This window comes from uncultured Aliivibrio sp. (assembly GCF_946479765.1).
Taxonomy (GTDB): domain Bacteria; phylum Pseudomonadota; class Gammaproteobacteria; order Enterobacterales; family Vibrionaceae; genus Aliivibrio.
In genome coordinates, this window is the sequence record NZ_CAMLHO010000018.1 from 33,017 (window position 1) to 57,567 (window position 24,551).

Sequence of the window (24,551 nt, forward strand, 5' to 3'; positions counted from 1 at the left end):
GGTAAGAACTAAACAGGAAACAACAGTGAGATCCTCAGACCGCCCTCTTTTCGATTCTCAGCCTTCACTTTCCCCTTCATGACTGACATTGCTTCTTTTACAATCGCGAGTCCTAACCCATAGCCCCCTGATTGCTTATCTCTGGCTGACTCTAAGCGAGCAAATGGCGCAAAAATATCGTTCAGTTGATGCTCAGGAATACCAAATCCATCATCTTCAACAATAACCGCAATATAATGCAGTTCATTCTCTTGATAACGGGTGATCAATAATCGAATAGTCGCATTATCGCCCGCGTATTTAATCGCATTGCTAATGAGGTTATTAACACAACGAACTAAAAGACGGCAGTCAACCATCACAGCATCTGTCCCAAGTGAAAATCGTGTTTCTAAGATTTGATTCGGTTTTAAATCTGAACGTAATTGCGTAATTTGAGCTTCACAATAACCGTCTAATATCAATAATTCTAATTTTGTAGAATAACGCGCGTTCTCTAATTGGCTAAACTCTAAAATCTCGCCAACCAAGTTATTCATTTCTGCCGATTCATTTTCTAAACGATCAAGCAAATGCACATGCTCGTTATCCGCTCTCTTTCTTAATAAATGCAATGCCAAGTTATGTCTAGCCAGTGGAGTTCGTAATTCATGAGATACATCTCGGATCAGACGTTTTTGCTTCTCAGCAAGAGAATGTATTTCACTCGTCATATTATCAAAGTCATGTGCTAACTCACTAAACTCACGCACTGAATAGCCTATTTCATCAGCTACCTTAATTGTAAAATCCCCCTTAGATAAACGATGACTCACCTCTCTTAATTTATCTAATGGCTTTTGTAAATAACGAGCAATAACCCATGAAAACAATCCTAATATAGCACCAGAGATCAGAATTTTTATAATACTAAAATATAACGAGAAATTACGAGCAGGATGATATTGATACGGCATTTGCATCACTATCGTTAATCCATTATTTAATGGGACCCCAATAATAGGTTGATTCACTTCATTAGCAAGCTGGGTATTTAATGGGCGTGAATACTTTAACTTAAACTCAAAATGAGGATGCATATCTCTATGTGTAATAGGGCGCTTGTTCTTATCTAGTACAAACAAATAGTATTCTTGAGCATTAGCCCAGTCAGCCAATTCATCCATATCCCCTTCATCAATGAGAACATTGGCTTGATAAGCAAGATCCAACATCTCTTCTTGGATTGATGATGGAATACGCAACATCGATTTCATCAACGCTATCTCGGCTAAGCTTTGCAGTGAGATAATAAGGAACAAACTCACTGCAAATGCGCTAAATAAGCGAAAAGCTAATCCGTTCTTATGTTTACGTATAAAGGGAGGGCAAGAGCTGAACCAACGAAGCATTTTCATTCAACCTTATCCATCAACTATTAACCGTTTTTATAAAACTATAACCACGCCCACGCACGGTTTTAATGTGCTGTTTAGATAAACCAGATTGCAATAATTTACGACGAATATTACTGATATGCATATCTAGATTACGATCGAACGGACACAGTTCTTTCTTGAGTATATTAATTTGTAGATCTGACTTAGAGACCACGACATCGGCATTATTAATCAAATATTGCAGTAATTCAGACTCAGTTTCAGTCAGTGGTAACCGTAAGAATTGCTCAGCAAGATCTTCAGTTGCTCCTACATAATTTTGGCGCTGACGCTCTAATCCGACACGACGCAAAATTGCAGTAATACGAGCCAATAACTCAGGAACATTAAACGGTTTTGCGATAAAATGATCCGCCCCTGCTTGTAAACTATCAAGCATAGAAGCCTCATCACCAAGCGCGGTTAACATAAGGATAGGCGTGGCAAAACGTTGGCAAATACGGCGTGCCACTTGATAGCCATCAAGCTTGGGAAGCATGACATCTAATAAAACAAGATCAACAGAATGACTCTGAATAAACTCTAGAGCACTTTCACCACAATGAACACAATCAACATCGTAGCCTTCATCTTGTAAAACTTCTTGCAATAAATTGCACAACTCAATGTCATCATCGACAACTAAAATACGCGACACGCTACTCACCAGTTAAATGAAAATCGTTCGCATTCTAATCTTGAGTTCAACGTTGTGCAATAGAACTTTTTACAAAACCCTTAATAACCTTTAATTAATTATGGCTTTTTGCCAATTTATGTCGACGATACGCTCATCCGCAATGTAATAAATTACATCATCGGTAGATAACACCGTCTCTAAGCTTGGATTAACTTTGCAACTTTCTGCTTTCTTTTGTATCGCTATAATAATAGCTTCATGCTGTTTTTTAAACGAAGAATAAATAGACTCAACCGTAAACTCATCAAGTTGGTCAGGCACTTTAATCGAATATTGTGTTTGTCCTTTGTGAGCACTCACTAACTCTGAATGAATAAAGCTTGAGCCTTTATCCATCACAGATTTAGCCACTAATTCTGTTGATAGAGAAGAAATACACTCAGAATTCGGACAATATTTATGCAGTAAATCTCGTTTGATTGAATCTTCAAAATGGGCCACTAAATGGGCGTCACTATTTTGCTCTGCGACAAACAGACTGATGGTTAAAGTGGCATCATCCAAATCAGTATCAACAATCACAGCACTGGCTTTAGATAAGTTAGAACGCTCCATCTCTATTGCATCAGTAAACGAGTTAACACGCACAAAATGCACATCAGAATCAAAAGGAGACTCTTCATACTCACAAGAGACAACCACCACTTCTCGTCGACCTTGTTCTTCACGTTTCAACATTTCAAGCAAATGAGGAGTTCGGGCGCTGTTAATACCAATAACAACAATGTGATTTTCTAAGTTCAAATTTCGTTTCCCTCTTCGATTTGTACGCCAAAAATCAGTAAAAAACACAGCCATTCGACCTACAGATAATGCAAATAACCCCACTCCACATGGAATAATAAACAACGCTGAGAATAATCGACCATGGTCAGTGGTTGGACTTAAATCGCCATAACCGACCGTACTACTTGTGGTAACAATATAGTAAAAAAAACTAGCTAGATTAGCTGTTAGGTGAGGTTCATTGGCAAAAATTAATCCTAACCAACTTAACGTAATATAACTGATCAGAAGAAACATCAGCGTATACATATTAATCGCCATAAAGTGCTTATTAATTAAGTTAGCAATGACTTTTAATATCGCGTGCATCGTTATTCCTTCCCTGCCCATAATTCTGACCAGTGTAGCGTACTACAAAATTAACGTACACCTTCTAGCTTTAATAATGCTTGCTGGGTCGGAAGTGCGATCATCGCCCCTTTTTGGGTTGTCGCCAAAGCGCCGCAAATATTTCCCCACATTACCGCTTTTTGAATCACCGCTTGCTCTTTCCATTCAGTATGCAAAGAAAGCTGCGCTAAAAGACCACATACGAACGCATCACCGGCACCAGTTGTATCTACAACATCAACAGAGATACCTGAGATAACTTGTTGCTTACCATCAAATACAACTAACGCACCTTTAGCCCCTAAAGTGATCGCTACTAATGGGATATTCAGTGATTCAATAAACGTTAAACCTTGCTGTAAATCCGTTGTATCGGTTAAAAACAATAACTCTTCTTCAGAGAATTTAACCACATCTGCTAATGCGACTGCTTTCATCACAACATCTTTAATCTCGGATGGATTTTGCCAAACTTCATCACGTAAATTTGGATCAAAGCTGACAAAACCACCTACAACTTTAATCGCAACCAGAGCGTGTAATGTAGAACTTCGGCTTGGCTCATTCGCTAACGAAATCGAGCAGGTATGCAACCACTCACCCGCTAAGAAAGAAGGCACGTCCGATTTTTCAACAAACTGATCAGCACTTGGCTTTACCATAAACGTAAACGTTCGCTCGCCACTTTCATCAAGATCAACTAACACTGTTGATGTTCTTTGTGCTGCATCCATATGTAAATGAGTAATATCTACGCCTTCTAGAGCCAAAGTCTCTCGCATAAAAGCGCCAAATGGGTCATGACCAACACGTCCAAAGAAGGCACAATCACCTTCTAAACGAGCAATACCAACAGCCACATTGGCAGGAGCACCTCCTGGGCATTTCAAATAGGTATTTACTGTTTCTGGGATCAGATCCACCACGGCATCACCAGTTAACCAAACTTTATTCATAATCATCTTCACTCTTACAAAGGACCCCGACGGCAAAACCATCGAGGCAAGTCATAATAGGATTATAAGGGATTTATAATCTACTATTTTGTTCTTTTAATTGGGTTATACACTCGCGTTAATACAAACGCTGTTGCAAACGCACTCGCAATCACCATTAAGTAACCTAACACTGCGGTCAATGAATGGGAGTACAATAAAATACCGGGAATGAACGTAATACCCATACCTGTTGCGCTAATATTTAATACATAAGTGACCAATCCACCGACTGCACCACCAACCATCCCGAAGATAAATACTTTGCCATATTGAAGGTTTACACCAAACAGTAGTGGCTCTGTAATACCAAACAGTGTCGACATTGATGCACCGTACGCATTGCTCTTTTTCTGTTTGTTCTTCAACAGTGTCGCTACCGCAATTGCTGCACCAAATTGACCCGCCATAGACGCAGTGCCTAATGGTTGTAGTGGGTTCAATCCTGTGTCATTTAATAAACCAATTTCAATCACACCCAACGCATGATGAAGGCCGGTAATCACAATCATTTGTTGGAAAGCACCATATAAGATGTAGCCAATGCCTAATGGAAGATCAAGCGCTAGACGTACCAGTGAGGTACAACCATGTTCGATACTTTGCAGTAAAGGACCAAAGCCAAACAAGATAACTACAATAGCAATGGTGATGGTCATAAATGGCGTAACAATTAAGTCCATGCTCGTTGGAACAAACTTTCTCAGGTTACGTTCAAGATAAGACGTAAACCAACCAGCAAAAATAGCAGGTAACACGGTGCCTTGATAACCAACTAATGGGAAAGAGAGTCCAAGCAAAGTGACCATCATCGGTTCAGCGCCACCACTTGCTACTGCCCATGCGTTAGGCAACTGCGGTGCAACCATCATTAAACCAACCACAATCGCAATAACTGGGTTACCACCAAATTTTTTCGAGGCAGAAAAAGCAATCAATACTGGTAAGAACGCAAAAGCGGTGTCGGTTAACATACTGAATAATGCTAATAACTCAGGTGAAAACTCAACACCAGAGTGCAGCAACATGCCACGCAGCCCCATTAACAGGCCAGTTGTCACCAATGCAGGGATAAGTGGAACTAAAATATCCGCTAGAGTACGAACCACTTTTTGGCTCATTGTCATATCAGAGAAGGCATCTTGTTTGAAATCACCCCCTCCAGCTTCTCCGCCCAACTTTTGTTGCAGTGAATTATAAACGTGAGTCACTTTACCTGTACCAATGATGAATTGGTGTTGACCTGATTGATAGAAGTAACCGCTAATCTGCTCAATGCCTTTGGCTTCGTCAACGTTCACTTTATCGTTATCTTTTAAAATTAAACGTAAGCGCGTTGCACAGTGCTCCGCATTTTTTATGTTCTCAATTCCGCCAATACTATCGAGTATCTCATTGGTAATCGCATCATAATTCATCGTATTTCACCTAAATCTTATTTACATATTGTAGGGTTGCTTCTATTTCAGAAGAGTCATCAAACGTTATTTTTAAGTAGTGATTTCCTTTTGAAGGGAAAAACAGCGACGTAAACACATTACGTCCTTGGTCTGAAAATATTTCGATAATACTTTGATCACAAAATAGCGTCAGATTTTTACTTTTTTCAGTTAATAAACAAGAACGAATTGATCCAAATTCATACTCTTTCTCATTATGATCATAATTTGTTCTATCCAGTATTAGTTGTTTCTTTTCATTATCAACCGTAAATAAAAACTCATTATTAAAGTCGTCAAAAATAACCACTGATATATTTTCAGTTAGGCTACAATCAATATCTAATAAAAATGATAATGACTCTAGTTTAATTATTTTCTCAGCCTTTATATTTTCATTTACTAATACCGAATTCAGTTTAGTCTCATTAATCGGTTCTAATTCTTGGTATAGCTTATTCTCTTTAATCGACAGCTTTCTTGGTACGGTTAAGCAGTTAACCCAACCGTATTGCTCTGATGGTAAATCACCATCCGTTCCCGCCCATGCAATTAATGTTGGCTCATTTGGGTTGTTGCTCATGGTTTGTGGAGCGTAAAAATCAAACCCTCGATCAAGTTCATCCCAATGAGTCACAGTAAACGTAAGTGATGTCCAATCAATTTTTCCAATGCAATACACCACGTTATAACGGTTCTGGAATCGCTCTTGTTTTGGTGAAATCCCTTGTGGAGAAAAGATAAGCACATCTTGACCATCGACCTCTAGTAAATCAGGGCATTCAAACATATAGGCTTCATTAAAATCAGCATCAATATCAATGAATAACTCCCCTTTCAATACCCACTCAAGCAAATTATCAGAGCTATAAACAATAATAGAACCTTTTAAATCGGCCTCTCTTTGAGCGCCAAGCAGCATGTAATAAACATCACCGTCTTTAATGATTTTGGGATCTCTTACATGGCCCGTATACCCTTTAGGGAACGATTTTATAATTGGGTTTTGCTCTGATTTTTTCACTTGGTTATCTTTATCTAAAATAGCGACACACTGATTTGCATCGCGCTCTTCGCCATTTTTCACATTACCCGTATAAAATAAATATGCAGAATCATTCTCAACAAAAGCTGCACCAGAATAAGCGCCATGTGATTCGTAATTTTCTATTGGCGTTATTTTACTTCCGTGTTCATTCCAAGAATATAAATCGTTCGATGTTAAATGCATCCAATGTTTCATGCCATGAAAAGTACCAAATGGATACCACTGGTAAAATAAATGATACTCACCGTTAAAATAACAAAACCCATTTGGATCATTTAATAATCCATGTGGCGGTGTAATATGTAATTGTGGCCGATATACTGTATTGCAACGAATCGCATTAAACTTTTCGTTATCTTTCTCCGTTGCAGTATTAATCGTTTTATATTTATCTAAATACACTGTGATACCCAATCATTAACTTGTTGAATTGATAATAGAGTCTCGTCTTCATTTTAGAAACCAATAACAAGTAGCAATAGATAAGTTAGTTATCATTTACGTATATTGACTAAAAATATGTGATGTAACACAAAAACTTGTTACACAAATAATCGTATGATGAGCGCCACCACCAAATTGCCTTTCAAGAGATAGAAAATGACCATCAGAGACATTGCTAAATATTCAGGCGTTTCTATCGCTACGGTATCAAGAGTGATCAATAACAATGGCAGGGTATCTGACGCCGCACGGCACTCAGTAGAAGCTACTATTGCTAAATTCAATTACCAAAAACCAGAGCCTAAGAAAAAGAAAGCAACCAAGCTGTTTGGTGTAATTGTACGTAATATGAGTAATCCGTTTTTCGCTAAATTGATTGATGTATTAGAAGAGGAAGCTTATAAGCACGGGCGCAGTATTCTGTTGTTCAATAGTCGTAATAATTTAAAGCTTGAGCAGACTTTTTTAGAGGAGTGTAAACATCATAATGTGGATGGGGTATTTCTTATTCCTCGCTCGTTAAAAGATCAACATATTCGTCCTCTTCAGAACGCTTCCTTTCCTATTATTCTATTAACGGTAACTTCACCACTCTGCTTGAGCATTGGAACGCACCATAAACAGGGGGGTAATTTAGTCGCAGAGCACTTTATTAAGCAAGGTTATCGACGTATTGGGTTTATTGGCTGTACTAACCAGCAATCTGACCGTTTTATTGGCTTTCAAAATACCTTATTAAGTAAAGGCAGAGATCTTATCGAGGAACGTATTCTCACGCCTTATACAGTAGAGTCTTTGAAAGAGTTCGTACAAAACCACATACTAAGCTCAGATACACCATTGGAAGCACTCTTCTGCTCTGATGATATTTCAGCGAGCCATGTGTATAACCTGCTTAATAACACTAATCTAACTAAACAGGTCGAGATAGTTGGTTTTGATGACACCTTTATTGCACAATCACTCGGTTTTTCTAGTGTTCATCAACCGATGCATCAAATTGCCCTTCGTGGCTTTGAATTAATGCTTGATGCCCTTAAAGGGGAACACATAGAACAAAGTCGTATCAATAAACCATTAGAGTACTTATTAGAACCCACATTAGTATTGAGAGCATCTCCCATGATGACGGTACAAGATCGCCCTTATGAGATCCTCAAAGAAGTAAATTAACTTTATATTACGATTTCGCCTCTAACTCTAATAATGCTTGTTTGATATCAACCCCACCAGCATAGCCCGTTAGGCTGCCATTTTTGCCAATAACACGATGGCAAGGCACGATAATTGAAATCGGATTTTTACTATTAGCACCACCAACCGCTTGTGATGCTTTAGGATTCCCTACCGCAATTGCGAGATCTTTATAGCACCAGGTTTCGCCATAAGGGATGGTAGTTAGTGCTTGCCATACTTTATTTTGAAATTCAGTGCCATTTGCAGCTAACGGAATAGAAAAGTCACGACGCTCACCATTAAAGTATTCTTTTAATTGGCTAACAGTAAGCTTCAATATAGGATGATCATCGGCTTGTACTCCAAAATCACTAAGTGTTCTTGCGTGACTTTCATACCAAACACCAAGGAGTCCTTCATCATTGCCATTAACGGTGATCATCCCTATTGAGCTATCAAATTGCGTATATACATTCATTTTATTGTTCCTCTTCTTCACACGCTTCATCAAAGCAGCATTCATCTTGTAAGAAACCAATCACAGAGGTTAGTTTTTCATATTCAGCCACACAAAAAAGAGTACGACCTTCACGGCGCTGTGAAATTAGCCCCGCAGACGCTAAACCTGACACATGATGAGACAACGTAGAGCCCGGAATAGCCAGTTTATCTTGAAGCCCACCAACGGCAATACCTTGGTATCCTGCTCTCACCACACTTTTATAAATAGCCAAACGTGTAGGATGACCTAGCTCTTTCAATGCTTTAGCGACAATCTCGATGTCCATAGTTTGATCCTCTTTAAATTTATATTTCGATAATACTAGAAATAACTTGATCATGCTAATACTCAAGAGTATATTTCGACTATTCCAGAAATATAAAGATTTAAATTATGTTTACAATTACACAAGACATGGTGATAGACACCTTAAACATGTTCGCTTTCTTAGCGGCAGAATTAACCGTACTGTTCCTATTAATTAGCTACCTTGTTGGCGTCTTACAGGAATATATTCCACCTGCGAAAATCCAAAGCATTCTTAGTGGTAAAAATGGACGAGGTTATATTGTGGCTGGTTTATTAGGGGCGATTACTCCATTCTGCTCATGCTCAACCATTCCTTTCTTGAAAGGTCTATTACGAGCAAAAGCCGGTTTCGGTACGATGATGGTGTTCTTGTTTGCAAGCCCACTATTAAACCCAATCATTATCGGTTTATTCGCTGTCACGTTTGGTCTTAACGTCACTGTGTTCTACTTTACGATGGCAATGGGCGTATCAATTATTGCAGGTTACACCTTAGAAAAACTGGGCTTTGAAAAATACGTAAAAGAAACAGCGTATATCGCACCAGAACCAACATGTTGTGGATCAACCTGTGGCGGCGCGAAAAAAGCACCACAAAGTAAATGGATGAAGATTTGGAACAGCACTTGGACTGACTTCAAAAAAGTATTGCCTTACTTAATTGGTGGTATTGCACTTGGCTCAATGATCTACGGCTTTATGCCAACGGAATTCGTTGCTCGTATTGCAAGTGAAAATAACCCATTTGCAATCCCAGTCGCGGCGGTAATTGGTATTCCACTTTACATTCGTGCTGAAGCAGTCATTCCACTAAGTGCTGCACTTGCTGCAAAAGGCATGAGTTTAGGTGCGGTAATGGCATTAATCATTGGTAGTGCAGGCGCAAGTTTAACCGAAGTGATTTTACTTAAATCTATCTTCAAAAACCAAATGATTATCGCGTTCTTAGTTGTCATTTTAGGCATGGCGATAAGTGCTGGTTACTTATACCAATTTATATTTTAAAGATTAATACCTGATACCTGATACCTGATACTAATGAAGCCATATCAATCAATTTGATATGGCTTTTTTTATGAACATCATTTATTTATTAGTAAAACTTTGATGAAACTAACGGTTACTCTTTCTTAATTCCAATTACATTCCTTTTTGCACTACACTTCCTACTAACTTACTTTCATTGAGAATGATGTAACATGAAAATTCTAAATATAGACAAAAACACCTATCGTAAAAAAACCAACCTAGTCATGGTGGGTTTTGTTGGTTGTCTTGCGGTGTTAGCCCTTGCATTCGGCTCAATTCTTATTGCCTTATTTGGCTCAGAAGGCATTACAGAATCAGGCTCTACTGGCAATTTCCATCTCAATGTTCTTGGCGTTATCATCGCGGTAATAGCCACTGCTTTTATTATGAATAAAGTCAAAAATACGCCATATTTTGATGAGATAATGTATGTTTGGAAGCTAAAACAAATTCATAATCGAATCTATCGAAAGCTGGCTAAAATTAAAGGAAAAGCAGACAAAAACGATCATGATTCGCTGCTAATTCTCGCTTTTTATTACACCACTCAAAAACAGGTCTTTAATTTAGATAACAACACACTCACCATTACTGAAGTTCAAAAAAGCTTAAATGCTATCAATGAACAAGCAGCAGAGATTCACTTCACTCTTGAACTTGCTGATTTTAATGTTGAGATGCTTGATAAATACTAAGATTATTTATGCATGAATTAATTTCATAACGATATTGTAAATAATCTCAATCTTGAACTATGTCAAATTGTTACAAGCTGTGTTTTAATCGTTAATAACAACAGCACATAATAAGGAATGACATGGAAATCACTAACGTTAGCTTCATTGGTTTGGGCGTAATGGGCTACCCAATGGCTCGTCATCTACAAAATGCAGGTTTCTCAACAACGGTTTATAACCGTACTAAAGCTAAAGCAAAGCAATGGGCAGCAGAATACCAAGGTCAATCAGCGCCAACTCCTCGTGAAGCTGCTGAAGGTTCTGATATCGTCTTTGTATGTGTCGGTAACGATGATGATGTTCGCAGTGTAATTTATGGTGAAAATGGCGTTCTTGCAGGGTTAAAGCCTAACGCGATCTTAGTGGATAACACCACCACATCAGCAACGCTAGCTATTGAATTGGCAAAAGCATGTGAAGCACAAGGCAACCAATTTATTGATGCACCGGTCTCTGGTGGTCAAGCCGGTGCTGAAAACGGGGTATTAACCGTGATGTGTGGCGGTAACGAAGAAGCGTTCAATACAGCAAAACCAGTAATTCAAAGCTTTGCTAAAGCCATTACCCTTCTTGGTGAAAATGGCCAAGGCCAACGCTGTAAAATGGCAAACCAAATCTGTATCGCTGGTGTATTAAAAGGCCTAAGTGAAGCACTTATTCTTGCTGAGAAAGCCAACCTAGATATTGATCTAGTGATTGATACGCTAAAACATGGCGCGGCGGGTTCATGGCAGATGGAAAACCGAGCAAGCACCATGGCACAAGATAAATTCGATTTCGGTTTTGCCATTGATTGGATGAGAAAAGATCTTGGCATTTGTCTAGATGAAGCCAAAGCTCATGGGATTAAACTGCCACTCACAGAAGAAGTCAACCAAGAATACAAAAACCTGCAAGAACAAGGTTTAGGTCGAATGGATACGTCTGTTTTAATCAAAGCGGTTAAAGCAAGAACCTAAGCTAAATCACATTAAATTAATTAAGTAATATTAAGCTTAGTAAATTTAATGCAATAAAAAAAGAGATCAGTTGATCTCCTTTTTTTATGTTTTAATTTCTAATCACTTAAAAATCCAACTCACTGTATATGTGTCAAATTACACTTTAAAACGCGATAAAGAAGTTTGCAGTGTCGTTGCTAATTGCGCTAATTCCACGCTTGATTGTGCGGTTTGCTCTGCACCTAATGCCACTTCACTTGCTGACAAACTCATGCTTTGAATGTTACGGCCAAGCTCTTCTGTTACTGAGTCTTGTTGGCTACATGCACTTGCGATTTGAATACTTGTATCCGTTACTTTCATCATGGTTTCTTCAATCATTTGAATTGAATTACCCGTTTGAACACTTTGCTCAACACACAGACGGATCTTAGAACAACTTTGATCGGTTGCTGCTTTTGCGTGTGTTGCACTTGCTTGAAGTTTCTCGATAATCTCAACAATTTCCGTAGTTGATGATTGGGTACGTCCCGCAAGAGATCGAACTTCATCAGCAACCACCGCAAAACCACGACCTTGTTCACCAGCACGTGCCGCTTCAATTGCTGCGTTCAATGCTAATAAGTTAGTTTGATCTGCAATGCCACGAATAACTTCAACCACAACACTGATGTTGTTTGATTCACGCTCTAATTCTTCAACCAACTCACCTGCTTGCTCAATATCACGAGACACAGTTTGAATTTGATCAATATTAGATTGAACATCACGATTGCCTTGTTTTGCTTCTTCTGAGGCTTCTAAAGCCGACGTAGATGCGGTTTCAGTGTTGTTAGCAACTTCTGCTACCGTTGCTTTCATTTCTTCCATTGCAGCGGCTACCGTTGTAATGTCAGATTGTTGTTGTTGCATACCACGAGCAGATTGCTCTGAAATTGCACTCATCTCTTCTACCGCAGCAGAAAGCTGAGTTACCGCAGAAATAGTATCTTCAATTAACATACGTAGCTGATCTTGCATTTCAATATTGGTATCAGCTAACTCACCTAACTCATCATTACCAATTTCATCACGTTGAAGACGGAAGGTTAAATCACCCGCAGCAATCGCTTTAGACTGCTCAACCACTAAATTTAAAGGACGACAAATTTGACGCGCTAAGAAGAAGGTAATAAACACCATAAAAGCGATTAATGCGGAGAATGATACTTTTGTTGCCATTGTAACATTATCAACACTATTCATAATCTCAGCACGGTTACCCGACATGAAACCGACATTAACGTTAACCAATGCATCCATTGTTACACCAAGTTCATTAAATTGACTTAATCCATCTAAAAGTTGAATTTCAGCCTGTTCAAAGTTGCCAGAACTCACGTTAGTTTTAAAGCCTTTTAATTGTGTTAGATAATTTTCCCAACCCGTTAACACGCTATCAAAAACACGACGTTCTTCACCACTAGATACCGTTGCCTCGTATTGAGATAACTCTGATTTAATCTTATTTTCTTGCAAAGATAATTTATCAAGTAACTCAGGGAGTTGGTCTTTTGAGTATGTTAATGCAGCGTACTGATCTCGACGATATGAGTTCATCTTAAAATACATATTTTCGACAGATAATACACTAGGAACAGTAGAATCAATGAAGTTGACTACTTCTGTTTCTACTTTATTCAATTCTTGCAATAAGAAAATAGCAAACGCTATCATGACTAACCCTATTGCTGAAAATACAGTGGCAATTTTATTACGTACTGCTAAATTTTTGTAACTCATGTCTTTAACAACCTTCAAATAATTCTTAATGACTCATTCCATGAGTGTTTCTACATAAAAATAATTCTTATGCCCTACCTTTTATAACGGCAGATCTGCGTAAAAATAAAGTAAAAACATACAATTGTCACTTACTTTTACAAACACGAAAAAGTTAATCAAAATGAGGAGTTGTAACTAAAACCAAGAAAATAACCCGTTGCGGATCCAACATGTAAAAAAGGTAAGTAAATTACTGCAATTAAACGCAACAGTTACCCACCTAAAATAGATTAAATGTTAATTTACTTATCCATTGGCTCAATAGTCAAAATAATACCGTCAACAGCCACGACACGGACGAGTGTACCCTTTGGAATATCTTGCAAACTTTTTGCAGACCAAGTGGTATCTCCTAAAACTATTCGGCAAGAACCTGCAATAATATCCTCTCCCAAGTGTGAGGTTTGTCCAATTAATTGCTTATCTTTTTGATTCAATGCACGTTTAGCATCCGATATTTCATCTTTTTTATGCTGGTATCTCCACCACAACCACGTTGCAAAAAGAGAAAAAACAGCAAAACTTACCCACTGTAATTGCCAACTAAGTGGAATAACGGCATACAATACACCAACAGCAACAGCGGATAGTCCTATCCACAAAAAATACCCCGCTGTTCCTAATAATTCACCAGCAAGCAATAGCAGGCCAAAAGTTAACCAATGCCAATGATTCATTTGTTCAAAAAACTCCATTATGAGCTCCTATTTAGAGGTATCTTTATCCACTTTAAACATTTCAGCAATGCCTGCAATTGATCCCATTAAGCCTGATGCTTCTAAAGGCAGCATAATTATTTTGCTGTTTTCTGCCTGTCCTATTGATTTTAGAGCTTCTGTATAACCTTGCGCAATAAAGTAATTTACGGCTTGCATATCACCTTGAGAAATCGCCTCTGATACCATCCTTGTTGCATTAGCTTCTGCTTCTGCGGCACGCTCACGAGCTTCGGCTTTTAAAATTGCGGCTTGTTTATCACCTTCAGCTTTTAAGATCTCACCTTGCTTGTGACCTTCAGCTTTTAAAATCTCAGCTTGACGTTTACCTTCTGCTTCTAACACATCTGCACGCTTATGACGCTCGGCCTTCATTTGTGCATTCATTGCCGCAGTAAGATCCGCTGGTGGCTGAACATCTTTAATTTCGATACGAGTAATTTTTACGCCCCAAGGGTTTGTTGCAGCATCAACAATTGCCAATAGCTTCACGTTAATCATATCTCGTTGGCTTAGCATTTCATCTAATTCCATCGAACCAAGAACGGTACGCATATTGGTTAATGTTAAGTTACGAATTGCGTGTTGAAGATCACTTACTTCATAAGCGGCTTTTGCAGCATCAACCACTTGAACAAAACATACGGCATCAATAGTAACGTTGGCATTATCTTTTGAGATCACTTCTTGAGCTGGAATATCAAGAACCTGCTCCATCATATTGATCTTTTGACCAATCTTATCAATAAATGGAATGATCAAATTTAAACCTGGTTGTAATGTTTGCGTGTATCGACCAAATCGCTCTACCGTCCAGTTGTGACCTTGAGGTACGGTTTTTACACCAAGTGCGATTAATACCAGAACTAAAAACACCAGAACCCCAATGGTTATTAACGTATCATATGCCATTATTTCTCTTCCTTGTCTAATTGATAATTATCTAACTATATTCGCTCTTTACGAATAAACGTTTATTTTTTAATCATACCTAATTTTGTTATAAATATACGGACACGCACGGCAGTATTAACAAAAAATAAGATCCACCTCTTGCAATATAATTCTTACTATTGATTGCGTACCTCTGCTCAAAATTAAATATCGCTTGCGGTGCTTTCAAGACTGGCCTTATCTCTTAAAAATGAAAAATCCTCGTAACAAATCATTGCTACGAGGATTTTTTTACACATAAATGACTATTCTTTTGAATTAACCATCTTGTGTTATTGCTGTAATTAATTGTTGCTGAACTTCATCAGCTTGAGTTACTGAGATCTGACACGTTCCCGCAGCGACATGACCGCCTCCGCCATTTGCTAACATTAACGCGCCAACATTGGTTTTTGAAGAACGATCAAAAATGGATTTACCCGTAGCAAACACGATATTTTGTTTTTGGAAGCCCCACATTTTATGTATTGATATATTACATTGAGGGAACAGCGCATAAATAATAAAACGGTTAGATGCATAAATAGTCTCTTCATTCGTGAGATCTAATAACACCAAATTATCATGCTGCGTTGCGCAACGTAAAATCTGTTCCTTGCTCTTTTCCTCATGTTCAAAATACAGTTCAATACGCTCTTTTACATCAGGTAGATCTAAGATCTGCTCGATTGAATTGTTTTTACAGCACTCAATCAAATCCATCATTAAATTGTAGTTAGACACACGGAACTCATGAAAACGACCTAAACCAGTACGAGCATCCATTAAGAAATTAAGTAAATTCCAACCCGATGCATTAAGCACCTCATCTTGATTGAATTGAGCGGAATCCCCTTTATCAACGGCTTCCATCATATCTTGCCATTCTTTAGGAAAACACTCTAAGCCACCATAATAATCCCACACGACACGCGCTGCCGAGGGAGCATCTGGATCAATGATATGATTTGGACGATCACCCGTATTACGGATTGTCTCAGATAAATGATGATCGAAAATCAAATGAGCTTTTTCAACATAAGGAAGGTTCGTTACAATGTCGTTTTCAGTGATTTCAATAATACCATCTTGCATATCCTTCGGATGAACAAACTTAATATCATCTATCAGATCCATATCTTTCAATAAAATCGCACATACTAACCCATCAAAATCACTACGGGTGATCAGACGACGTTTTTTCTCAAACATAAAGCATCCTTTGTAAAGGTCATTGTTACTTTAACTTAAGTATATCATTCTCTTTATAGATAACTAGCATAACCTTATCTGAAAAATTAATTTAATCAAACCTCTTCACTTGCTGCTTTTATAAGCATAAAAAGTGTGATCTTCCTTGCTTTTTTACCCTCTTCTCTTTACTCTGCTTTCCATTAGGCAAATCTTATTTTGCTTCTACTTGTTTATAGGAAATCACCTTGAGCCAAACCTCTTTCTCATCATTAGATCTGAACCCATCTCTTCTACAAAACCTAGATACTTTAGGCTATACAGAGATGACTCCAATTCAAGCTCAAAGCTTACCATTCATGCTGAAAGGGAAAGATGTCATTGCCCAAGGGAAAACGGGTTCAGGTAAAACAGCAGCGTTTGGTTTAGGCCTACTAGCGAACCTAGATGTAAAACGTTTTCGCGTTCAATCTCTGGTTCTTTGCCCTACGCGTGAACTTGCTGACCAAGTTGCAGTAGAAATCCGTAAGCTTGCTCGCTCTATCCATAATATCAAAGTACTGACTTTATGTGGAGGTGTTCCATTTGGCCCACAAATCGGTTCTCTTGAGCACGGTGCACACATCATCGTTGGTACGCCAGGTCGTGTTGAAGAGCACCTACGTAAAGGCTACCTAAATTTAGATAACCTAAATACGTTTGTTCTTGATGAAGCTGACCGTATGTTAGAAATGGGCTTCCAAGACGCGATTGACCTTGTATTGGATCACGCACCAACTAAACGTCAAAACCTACTGTTCAGTGCAACGTTCCCACCACAAATTAAATCGATTGCTGATCGCATCATGAATGATCCAATCATGACAAAGGCAGAAGACAACGTTGAAAATACGTCTATCGAGCAGCATTTCTACAAAGTAGACGATTTTGAAGACCGTTTAAAAGCACTTCAAATCCTACTACTTAAGCACCGTCCTGAATCAACAGTGATCTTCTGTAATACAAAACGTGTTACTCAAGAAGTTGCTGATGAGTTGCGCCACTTTGAATTCAGCGTAACCGCTCTTCACGGTGATTTAGAGCAACGTGACCGTGATAAAGCATTGGTTCGTTTTGCTAACAAGAGTACGTCTATCTTAGTTGCAACAGACGTTGCTGCTCGTGGTCTTGATATCGAATCTCTAGATGCAGTAATCAACTTTGAATTATCTCGTGATCCTGAAGTTCACGTTCACCGTATCGGTCGTACTGGCCGTGCTGGTAAAAAAGGCATCGCATTAAGCTTATTCAATAACAAAGAAACGAATAGCTTTGCTCAAATTGAAGATTACATGAGCATGACTATTAATGACGAGCCACTTCCAGGCGAAGAGCACCTAAGCGAACAACCTCATTTCCCTGAGATGATCACGCTTTGGATCGACGGCGGTAAGAAAAACAAATTACGTCCTGGTGACATTCTTGGCGCTCTTACTGGTAAAGACGGCGTTGACGGCAAGAAAGTAGGTAAAATCAATGTATTTGATTTCCACGCTTATGTTGCTGTTCATAGCTCAATTGCCAAAGCAGCACTAGATAAAATCGCAACAGGTAAAATGAAAGGTCGTACATTCCGTGTAAGCCGTATGCGCGGCTAATACCGAATACAAAATAAGTAACATCAACTAGCGCTATAAATCGCTTAGTTGATGTTACATACAAAAAAGGCCGAGTAGATGATTTCTACTCGGCCTTTTTTAATTGCAATAAGTTCTAGCTTTACACCGCCAGTGGCATTTCGCTTGATGGCGGAATTGAATGCACTTTACGTAACCCATACACCGCAAGCAGTGACATTAGGAACATAATCAATCCAACGGGCATTTGACTGTTCGCTGGGATCATTGACGCGACCATTGTTGCTAAGCCCGCGCCTAGGTTTTGCATACCACCTAATAATGCCCCCGCTGTGCCTGCATGTTGTGGGAAGGGTGATAATGCCCCCGTTGTAGCTGCCGGGAATAAAATACCTGACCCCAAGAAATACAAGACTGCACCACCAATCAATGTTGGTGCTGTTGTTAATCCCATCACACCAGGAACCAACACAATGGTTGCCCCAAGTACAATTGATACTAATCCCACATCCAATGATTTCTTCTCAGACCAACGTTTTGCAATCACACTTGATAATGCCGCGCCAGCCAAGTAGCCCGGAATAGGTAAAATAAATAGAATACTTACGGTTGTTGCAGGGAGTTTAAGTTTACCACCCAATAACACACCCGCTGCCGCTTCAAATACAGCAACACCAGCGAACGTGGCCACTAAGCAGATCAAATACCCTTGGAAGCGATGTTCTGATAATACATGGCGATAACTTTTCCACACTGGCTCTTTACGGCGCACTTCTAATGGCAACGTTTCTTTCATTGATGTTGTCATAATGATCAATACCGCAATACTGAACAAAGCCAAGAATAAGTAACTTGAACGCCAACCAAAGGCTTCTGTTAAATAACCACCTAACACTGGAGCCAAAAGTGGTGAAAACATCATACACATACTGATAATACTGTTGGTTCTATGTAACTCTTCACCAGAGAAACAATCTCTCGGGATCGTACGACACATGACTCCAGCCGCACCAATACCTAAGCCTTGTACAAAACAGCCCATTAAAAAGAACGTGTAATCATGAGAAAACAACGCAAATAGTGTGCCTGCAATATATAAAACAAGACCAGACAAAATCACTACACGACGACCAATTCGATCAGACAGAGGCCCATAAAAAAATTGTGATAAACCATAAGGAATTAAATACACAGCCATAACTGCTTGTAATGATGCAGGGCTTACTTTGAATTCACTTGCCATGTAACCAATAGAGGGTACATACATAGTTTGGCTCATTTGACCAACAGCAACTAAAATAACGATCAGGAAACTGAACGTCGCAAGTGAAAACGACTTTTGCATGACTGCTCTCCGAAAAACAGCAAAATATTAATTATATAAGTCAAATTAATGTATTTATCTTATTAATTAATGGTAAATTTGAATAAGTAGAGACCTAATTATCTCAGCTCTAAGGCGCGAGATAATAAGGCGATTATATAAAACTGGCAATCAAATTTAGCGGTATTTCAGGAGAGATTTTTTATACAATTTAGATTAGTTTTACTAATGCAAAGCTAAATGATAAAAAACGATGACGTTTACATTTAACTACGGAAAAAAAGATCAGTATTGATACACCAATACTACTGCTAAAAAACCGTTTTAAGCCATACGACAGGCACAAAAAAGCCAGCGACAACTGGCTGGCTTTTAAATCTATTCACTGATTAAGCGTAAGCTCAATCTAAGTTGATTATCTTATTGTTGTGGCTGTGGCTTACGAACAGGGCGTGGACCTTGACGACGCGGTTTTGTCGCATCTGTTTTTGGTTTTCCACTACCGAAGTTACTGCCATTACCACGGTTCTCACCATTGCCTTTAGACCTAGGTTTACCACCATCAGTAGGACGTTTCTTAGCATTACCGTCCTCTTTCTTAGCAGCGCCACCTTCTTTGTTCTCTGTATTACGTCTTGGTGCAGGTTTAGCACCTTGTCTATGGCCACTGCGGTTTTCGCCAGAACGTTGACCATCTTTATGCTCTACACGTGGTGCGTTTGTTTTCTTTGTTTTTTTTGCTTTAATAGGGCGAGAGTCCAATCTAGACTCAGGCACTTTCATTTCAGGTTCAAAACCCTCAAGAACATGACGAGGTAAGATTTTTTGAATCAAACGCTCAATCGCGAATAACTCGCTTGCTTCATCTTCACTCACAAAAGAAATCGCTTTACCCGTTGCGCCAGCACGACCAGTACGGCCGATACGGTGAACGTAATCTTCAGGTACTTTTGGTAAATCAACGTTGATTACTTGAGGAAGTTGCTCAATATCTAGACCACGAGCAGCAATATCTGTCGCTACTAATACACGAACTTGACCGCTCTTGAAGTTAGCTAATGCTTTCGTACGTGCACCTTGGCTCTTATTGCCGTGGATAGCCGCAGAGCTAATGCCTTTTTCTTCAAGCGTTTTTGCTAAACGGTTTGCACCGTGTTTAGTTTTACTGAAAACCAATACTTGTTTCCAGTCATGGTCTTTAATTAGCTTAGTAAGAACACGTGCTTTTTTAGTCTTATCTACAACATAAACTGATTGCTCAACCGTTTCTGCTGTTGTGTTACGCGTTGCTACTGAAATCTCAACAGGGTTATTTACAAGCCCTTTCGCTAACTGACGGATCTCATCAGAAAACGTTGCAGAGAAAAGTAAGTTTTGACGATTCTTAGGTAACTTAGCTAAGATTTTTTTAATGTCATGAATAAAGCCCATATCTAACATACGGTCAGCTTCATCCAGAACTAGAATTTCTAGTTGGTCGAATTTAATCGCGTTTTGGTTAGCAAGATCTAATAAACGACCAGGCGTTGCAACCAATACATCTACACCCTTACGAAGACGTTGCATTTGTGGGTTAGCTTTAACGCCACCAAAAACCACATCAGAAGTAAGAGGAAGGTTTACGCTGTATTTTTCAACACTCTCATGTACTTGCGCAGCAAGCTCACGAGTAGGCGTTAAGATTAATGCACGAACTTGGTTAAACTTAAGTTTCTGGCCTTTTGATAAACGTTCAAGAAGAGGAAGTGTAAAGCCTGCTGTTTTACCGGTCCCTGTTTGAGCTGCCGCCATAACATCCTTCCCTTCAATTACCGCTGGAATCGCTTGTAATTGGATAGGTGAAGGTGTGCTGTAACCTTGTGCTTCTACAGCTTTTAAAATAGGGGCAGATAAGCCCAGAGAGGTAAAACCCATACTAAAATTTACTCTATCAATGTTCATTAAGCGCAAAACTGCGAGCGCTGTAGGATACAGTAACTGAGAGATTACTCAACGTTTGATTACTACAACCAGTAAAAGTTCAATTATTTCAACCTAATAATAACAATATTATACCAATATAATTAATTAGATATAAACATTACAGCCATAAAAAACCGAGCAAAATAGCTCGGTTTATTTGAATCTAATTCAACAACGTCGATTAGTCTTCTAATTCTGCGTTGTGATAAACCTGTTGTACGTCATCACAATCGTCTAGTAGATCTAAGAATTTTTGGAATTTCTCAGCATCTTCACCCGTGATTTCCATCGGGTTTTGAGGAACAAACGTAATTTCTTCCACATCTACCACTAAATCAGGGTACTCAGCAGACAAGGCTGTTTTCACTTTAAAGAACTCAGTGTGTGGTGCGAATACCGTGATCACGCCATCTTCAAGTTCAATATCTGTCACATCAACGTCTTGCATCATTAATGCTTCAAGTACAGCTTCTTCATCTTCGCCTTTAAACTGGAATACAGCTTGGTGGTCAAACATGTGAGAACTTGTACCTGGGCTACCAATTTTAGCACCCGTTTTAACGAAACATTGGCGAACGTCTTGGAAAGTACGGTTACCATTATCTGTTAAGCAATCAACGATTACGCTTGCACCGCCTGGAGCAAAACCTTCGTAACGAGCGTGTTGGTAATCTTCACCACCGCCGCCGTTTGCTTTATCAATTGCTTTATCAATGATGTGTGTAGGCACCTGATCTTTTTTCGCTTTCGAAATAAGATGCTTTAGAGACAAGTTCATGTCTGGATCAGGACCGCCATTCTTAGCACACATGTAAATTTCTTTACCGTATTTAGAATAAACTTTGATTTTTGCGCCTTGTGTTTTAGCCATTGAAGACTTGCGCACTTCAAAACTTCTTCCCATCGGAATTCTCTCTTTGTTATTTATGGACTTAAAAATTATCGGCAGATTCTACCAAATTACTAAGGTGATACGCTAGTAAAGATCAAGGAACCTTTACGCTACGCCCATTTTTGACTTGTATTTTTCAATAGATTGCTGAAAAAACAGACGTTCAGCCTCATCTTCAAGCTTATTTGCCTCTGTTATCCAAAGGTCAGGGCCTGCTTTGGCATTTTTTACCTTCCAAACATAGAACGCAGCTTGTTTATCGAGTTCAATTTTATTTTTTTCTTGAGGAGGAAGTAACGACAGGTTTTTCATAACACGCTCATTTAATTAATTACACGCTATAACTTGTTATAAAGTGTAATGCTTCATCATTATATTATCTAGATCTAAAACAGCAAACTCCATTTCTTACAGGCAACAAAAATGGGGTCTGTCGCATTTAGATTGCAACTTTTCTAAAAATTAGATCTCGAACCTCGATGTTTTTTAAAAGTATCTATATTGCTTAATTTCCTCTTTATGTATTACACTGTATACAATGCAATACATAAAATTGGAGATTTAACATGCCATCAATGTCAGTGCCAATTCCTGATAGTTTAGAACAACAACTATCTTACCTAGCTGAATCAACAGGTAGAACAAAATCATGGTTAGCAAAACAAGCTCTTCAAGATTATTTAGAAAAAGAGTCATGGCATATAGCAGAAATAAATAAGGCACTAAAAGAAGCTGATTTAGGCGACTTTGCTTCAAATGAAGAAGTGTCATTTATTTTTAATAAATGGGGCGTAAATGAAGATTAAATGGCTAAATACAGCTTTGGTCAATCTTGATTCAACAGCAACTTATTTATATGAACGAAATCCGAATTCAGCAGACGTCTTTATTCGAGAAGTAAAAAGTTTAACAGAGCACCTTAAAGAGCAACCATCATTAGGGAGAAAGGGAAGAGTATTTGGAACTAGAGAGCTTATATTAACTAATTTTCCTTATATAATTCCTTATCGAATAAAAGATGATAATGTTGAAATATTAAGAGTATTTCCAACAAAAATGAAATTACCAAAGAAGTGGTGAGATCGTTGCCATAATCAGAATTACAACTTTTCTAAAAATTAGCTCTCAAAGCTCAATATTTATCATTTTGTATCCTTAGTTATGAATTTTCGGGTTTCCGTGTTTTTCAATACCCAGTAAAGATGGTTCAGGCATTAGGTTGGAAATCATACACCGGTGCTTTTACGCGCTCGCTGCATAATAGTTTCTGGCATTTGGCATATTTGTACTGAACCAAAACTTTGCGACAGACAACAAAAATGCGCCATAAATAGACGCATTAATAATAAAACAGTGAAGGTATGAAGGTAGAACTTAAAAATTAATGAATAAGACCTAAGTCTTTGGCTTCTGAAAGCGTAAGGCCACTTTCTCTGATTTCTAGCATTGCTTCAATACGACGACGTGCTGCTACTCTTTTCTGACACTCTGCAATATTTGTTACTACTTCATCGGCAATTTCATACTTGCCTTTCATATCGGTGATGTCACTGTGATCAATAGAATTAATAGACATAATAACCTCCTAAATCCATACCCTTCAGATGTATGTTTAGCAAAGCAGATTACACTTGTTAAACCTATTTATTCCATAATGTGACCTAAGTTCGATTTGTGGTTTTTTTCCCAAAAAACACTATCTTTAATTATATCAATTGAACTACATTTAAGGTTCTACCCTAAAGAAAATAGACTGCGCAACATCACTTTCAACTCCCCTCTTTTTTACCTATTTCTTTTTGCTCTATTTGATTTTATCGTTCGAGATATCTCCTGAACTGAGTTATTCTAGCTCATATATTTACAAAAATAATGAAATCTATGACCATCAACGCTATCGACATCACCGTTCTTACTGAATCATCCTCTACAGAGTCACTATTAACAACAGCATCATCTAATGCCGCATCTGGTATCACTTGTGAGAATTGCCAAGCCTGCTGCTGTAAATTAGAGGTGATGATCATTACCGACACTGGCGTACCAGAGCAGTACATCGACCGTGATGAATGGGGAAGTGAAGTAATGCTACGCCTAGAAGATGGTTGGTGTGCCGCCGTGGATCGCGACACCCTAATGTGTACTATTTATGAAAACCGACCGTGGATCTGCCGTGAGTTTGAAATGGCCTCTTACGAATGCGAAGAAGAACGCAAAGAGCAAGGTATCGATAAATAAT

Annotated in this window: 25 protein-coding genes; 8 read left to right on the plus strand and 17 right to left on the minus strand. The window is 38.6% G+C overall.

Going from position 1 to position 24,551, the window contains the following annotated elements:
• Nucleotides 1-8 precede the first annotated feature (8 nt).
• The 6 genes from Q1K78_RS08880 to Q1K78_RS08905 form a co-directional block, all read right to left on the minus strand.
• On the minus strand, nucleotides 9-1,397 hold the full coding sequence (locus Q1K78_RS08880; RefSeq protein ID WP_300177024.1) for a sensor histidine kinase: 1,389 nt from the start codon (nucleotides 1,395-1,397) through the stop codon (nucleotides 9-11).
• A 13-nt stretch (nucleotides 1,398-1,410) separates the two neighbouring features.
• Nucleotides 1,411-2,076, minus strand: coding sequence for a response regulator transcription factor (locus Q1K78_RS08885; protein ID WP_300177027.1), 666 nt, complete (start codon nucleotides 2,074-2,076; stop codon nucleotides 1,411-1,413).
• 90 nt (nucleotides 2,077-2,166) lie between these two features.
• Complete coding sequence (locus Q1K78_RS08890) at nucleotides 2,167-3,213, minus strand: potassium channel family protein (protein WP_300177030.1); 1,047 nt, start codon at nucleotides 3,211-3,213, stop codon at nucleotides 2,167-2,169.
• Between the two features lie 50 nt (nucleotides 3,214-3,263).
• On the minus strand, nucleotides 3,264-4,190 hold the full coding sequence (locus Q1K78_RS08895) for an aminoimidazole riboside kinase (RefSeq protein WP_300177160.1): 927 nt from the start codon (nucleotides 4,188-4,190) through the stop codon (nucleotides 3,264-3,266).
• Nucleotides 4,191-4,273: 83 nt separating this feature from the next.
• Entirely contained in the window at nucleotides 4,274-5,647 is a 1,374-nt protein-coding gene (locus tag Q1K78_RS08900; RefSeq protein WP_300177033.1) for a PTS transporter subunit EIIC, read from the minus strand.
• 10 nt (nucleotides 5,648-5,657) lie between these two features.
• Nucleotides 5,658-7,118 (minus strand): glycoside hydrolase family 32 protein, encoded by a 1,461-nt coding sequence (locus Q1K78_RS08905; protein WP_300177036.1) that lies wholly within the window; start codon nucleotides 7,116-7,118, stop codon nucleotides 5,658-5,660.
• A gap of 198 nt (nucleotides 7,119-7,316) precedes the next feature.
• Between Q1K78_RS08905 and Q1K78_RS08910 the strand changes: the two genes are divergently transcribed.
• On the plus strand, nucleotides 7,317-8,333 hold the full coding sequence (locus tag Q1K78_RS08910; RefSeq protein WP_300177039.1) for a LacI family DNA-binding transcriptional regulator: 1,017 nt from the start codon (nucleotides 7,317-7,319) through the stop codon (nucleotides 8,331-8,333).
• A gap of 7 nt (nucleotides 8,334-8,340) precedes the next feature.
• Here the strand turns inward: Q1K78_RS08910 and Q1K78_RS08915 are convergent, their stop codons facing one another.
• On the minus strand, nucleotides 8,341-8,814 hold the full coding sequence (locus Q1K78_RS08915; RefSeq protein ID WP_300177042.1) for a methylated-DNA--[protein]-cysteine S-methyltransferase: 474 nt from the start codon (nucleotides 8,812-8,814) through the stop codon (nucleotides 8,341-8,343).
• Between the two features lies 1 nt (nucleotide 8,815).
• Nucleotides 8,816-9,124: a metalloregulator ArsR/SmtB family transcription factor gene (locus Q1K78_RS08920; protein WP_017021630.1), complete on the minus strand. Its 309-nt coding sequence runs from the start codon at nucleotides 9,122-9,124 to the stop codon at nucleotides 8,816-8,818.
• A 107-nt stretch (nucleotides 9,125-9,231) separates the two neighbouring features.
• Here Q1K78_RS08920 and Q1K78_RS08925 point away from each other — a divergent pair, with 107 nt between their 5' ends.
• The 3 genes from Q1K78_RS08925 to Q1K78_RS08935 all read left to right on the plus strand — a co-directional run bounded on the left by Q1K78_RS08925 (nucleotide 9,232) and on the right by Q1K78_RS08935 (nucleotide 11,872).
• Entirely contained in the window at nucleotides 9,232-10,152 is a 921-nt protein-coding gene (locus Q1K78_RS08925) for a permease (RefSeq protein ID WP_300177047.1), read from the plus strand.
• Nucleotides 10,153-10,346: 194 nt separating this feature from the next.
• Nucleotides 10,347-10,871: a DUF3087 domain-containing protein gene (locus tag Q1K78_RS08930; protein WP_300177050.1), complete on the plus strand. Its 525-nt coding sequence runs from the start codon at nucleotides 10,347-10,349 to the stop codon at nucleotides 10,869-10,871.
• A 122-nt stretch (nucleotides 10,872-10,993) separates the two neighbouring features.
• Nucleotides 10,994-11,872, plus strand: a complete 879-nt coding sequence (locus Q1K78_RS08935) for an NAD(P)-dependent oxidoreductase (protein ID WP_366899746.1) — start codon at nucleotides 10,994-10,996, stop codon at nucleotides 11,870-11,872.
• 138 nt (nucleotides 11,873-12,010) lie between these two features.
• On the opposite strand, the gene Q1K78_RS08940 is transcribed toward Q1K78_RS08935, so the two are convergent.
• The 4 genes from Q1K78_RS08940 to Q1K78_RS08955 form a co-directional block, all read right to left on the minus strand.
• The gene (locus Q1K78_RS08940) at nucleotides 12,011-13,636 is read right to left on the minus strand and encodes a methyl-accepting chemotaxis protein (protein ID WP_300177053.1); all 1,626 of its coding nucleotides are present in this window, start codon (nucleotides 13,634-13,636) and stop codon (nucleotides 12,011-12,013) included.
• A 284-nt stretch (nucleotides 13,637-13,920) separates the two neighbouring features.
• Nucleotides 13,921-14,373, minus strand: coding sequence for an NfeD family protein (locus Q1K78_RS08945; RefSeq protein WP_300177056.1), 453 nt, complete (start codon nucleotides 14,371-14,373; stop codon nucleotides 13,921-13,923).
• Nucleotides 14,374-14,382: 9 nt separating this feature from the next.
• Nucleotides 14,383-15,306 (minus strand): SPFH domain-containing protein, encoded by a 924-nt coding sequence (locus Q1K78_RS08950; RefSeq protein WP_300177059.1) that lies wholly within the window; start codon nucleotides 15,304-15,306, stop codon nucleotides 14,383-14,385.
• 300 nt (nucleotides 15,307-15,606) lie between these two features.
• Entirely contained in the window at nucleotides 15,607-16,539 is a 933-nt protein-coding gene (locus Q1K78_RS08955) for an exopolyphosphatase (protein ID WP_300177062.1), read from the minus strand.
• Between the two features lie 227 nt (nucleotides 16,540-16,766).
• Here Q1K78_RS08955 and dbpA point away from each other — a divergent pair, with 227 nt between their 5' ends.
• Nucleotides 16,767-18,155, plus strand: a complete 1,389-nt coding sequence (dbpA, locus tag Q1K78_RS08960; RefSeq protein WP_300177065.1) for an ATP-dependent RNA helicase DbpA — start codon at nucleotides 16,767-16,769, stop codon at nucleotides 18,153-18,155.
• A gap of 121 nt (nucleotides 18,156-18,276) precedes the next feature.
• On the opposite strand, the gene emrD is transcribed toward dbpA, so the two are convergent.
• The 4 genes from emrD to Q1K78_RS08980 all read right to left on the minus strand — a co-directional run bounded on the left by emrD (nucleotide 18,277) and on the right by Q1K78_RS08980 (nucleotide 22,624).
• Nucleotides 18,277-19,479, minus strand: a complete 1,203-nt coding sequence (gene emrD / locus Q1K78_RS08965) for a multidrug efflux MFS transporter EmrD (RefSeq protein WP_300177068.1) — start codon at nucleotides 19,477-19,479, stop codon at nucleotides 18,277-18,279.
• 399 nt (nucleotides 19,480-19,878) lie between these two features.
• Nucleotides 19,879-21,372, minus strand: coding sequence for a DEAD/DEAH box helicase (locus Q1K78_RS08970; RefSeq protein WP_300177071.1), 1,494 nt, complete (start codon nucleotides 21,370-21,372; stop codon nucleotides 19,879-19,881).
• Between the two features lie 229 nt (nucleotides 21,373-21,601).
• On the minus strand, nucleotides 21,602-22,324 hold the full coding sequence (locus tag Q1K78_RS08975; RefSeq protein ID WP_300177074.1) for a YebC/PmpR family DNA-binding transcriptional regulator: 723 nt from the start codon (nucleotides 22,322-22,324) through the stop codon (nucleotides 21,602-21,604).
• Between the two features lie 93 nt (nucleotides 22,325-22,417).
• Nucleotides 22,418-22,624: a DUF3283 family protein gene (locus Q1K78_RS08980; RefSeq protein ID WP_300177077.1), complete on the minus strand. Its 207-nt coding sequence runs from the start codon at nucleotides 22,622-22,624 to the stop codon at nucleotides 22,418-22,420.
• Nucleotides 22,625-22,878: 254 nt separating this feature from the next.
• Between Q1K78_RS08980 and Q1K78_RS08985 the strand changes: the two genes are divergently transcribed.
• Both Q1K78_RS08985 and Q1K78_RS08990 read left to right on the plus strand, forming a co-directional pair.
• Nucleotides 22,879-23,118, plus strand: a complete 240-nt coding sequence (locus Q1K78_RS08985; RefSeq protein WP_300177080.1) for a CopG family transcriptional regulator — start codon at nucleotides 22,879-22,881, stop codon at nucleotides 23,116-23,118.
• Nucleotides 23,108-23,392, plus strand: coding sequence for a type II toxin-antitoxin system RelE/ParE family toxin (locus tag Q1K78_RS08990; protein ID WP_300177083.1), 285 nt, complete (start codon nucleotides 23,108-23,110; stop codon nucleotides 23,390-23,392). The genes Q1K78_RS08985 and Q1K78_RS08990 overlap by 11 nt, the downstream gene beginning before the upstream one ends.
• A gap of 301 nt (nucleotides 23,393-23,693) precedes the next feature.
• Here the strand turns inward: Q1K78_RS08990 and Q1K78_RS08995 are convergent, their stop codons facing one another.
• Nucleotides 23,694-23,888: a PA3496 family putative envelope integrity protein gene (locus Q1K78_RS08995; protein WP_300177086.1), complete on the minus strand. Its 195-nt coding sequence runs from the start codon at nucleotides 23,886-23,888 to the stop codon at nucleotides 23,694-23,696.
• Nucleotides 23,889-24,193: 305 nt separating this feature from the next.
• Between Q1K78_RS08995 and Q1K78_RS09000 the strand changes: the two genes are divergently transcribed.
• Entirely contained in the window at nucleotides 24,194-24,550 is a 357-nt protein-coding gene (locus Q1K78_RS09000; protein WP_300177089.1) for a YkgJ family cysteine cluster protein, read from the plus strand.
• The last annotated feature ends 1 nt before the right edge of the window (nucleotide 24,551 follow it).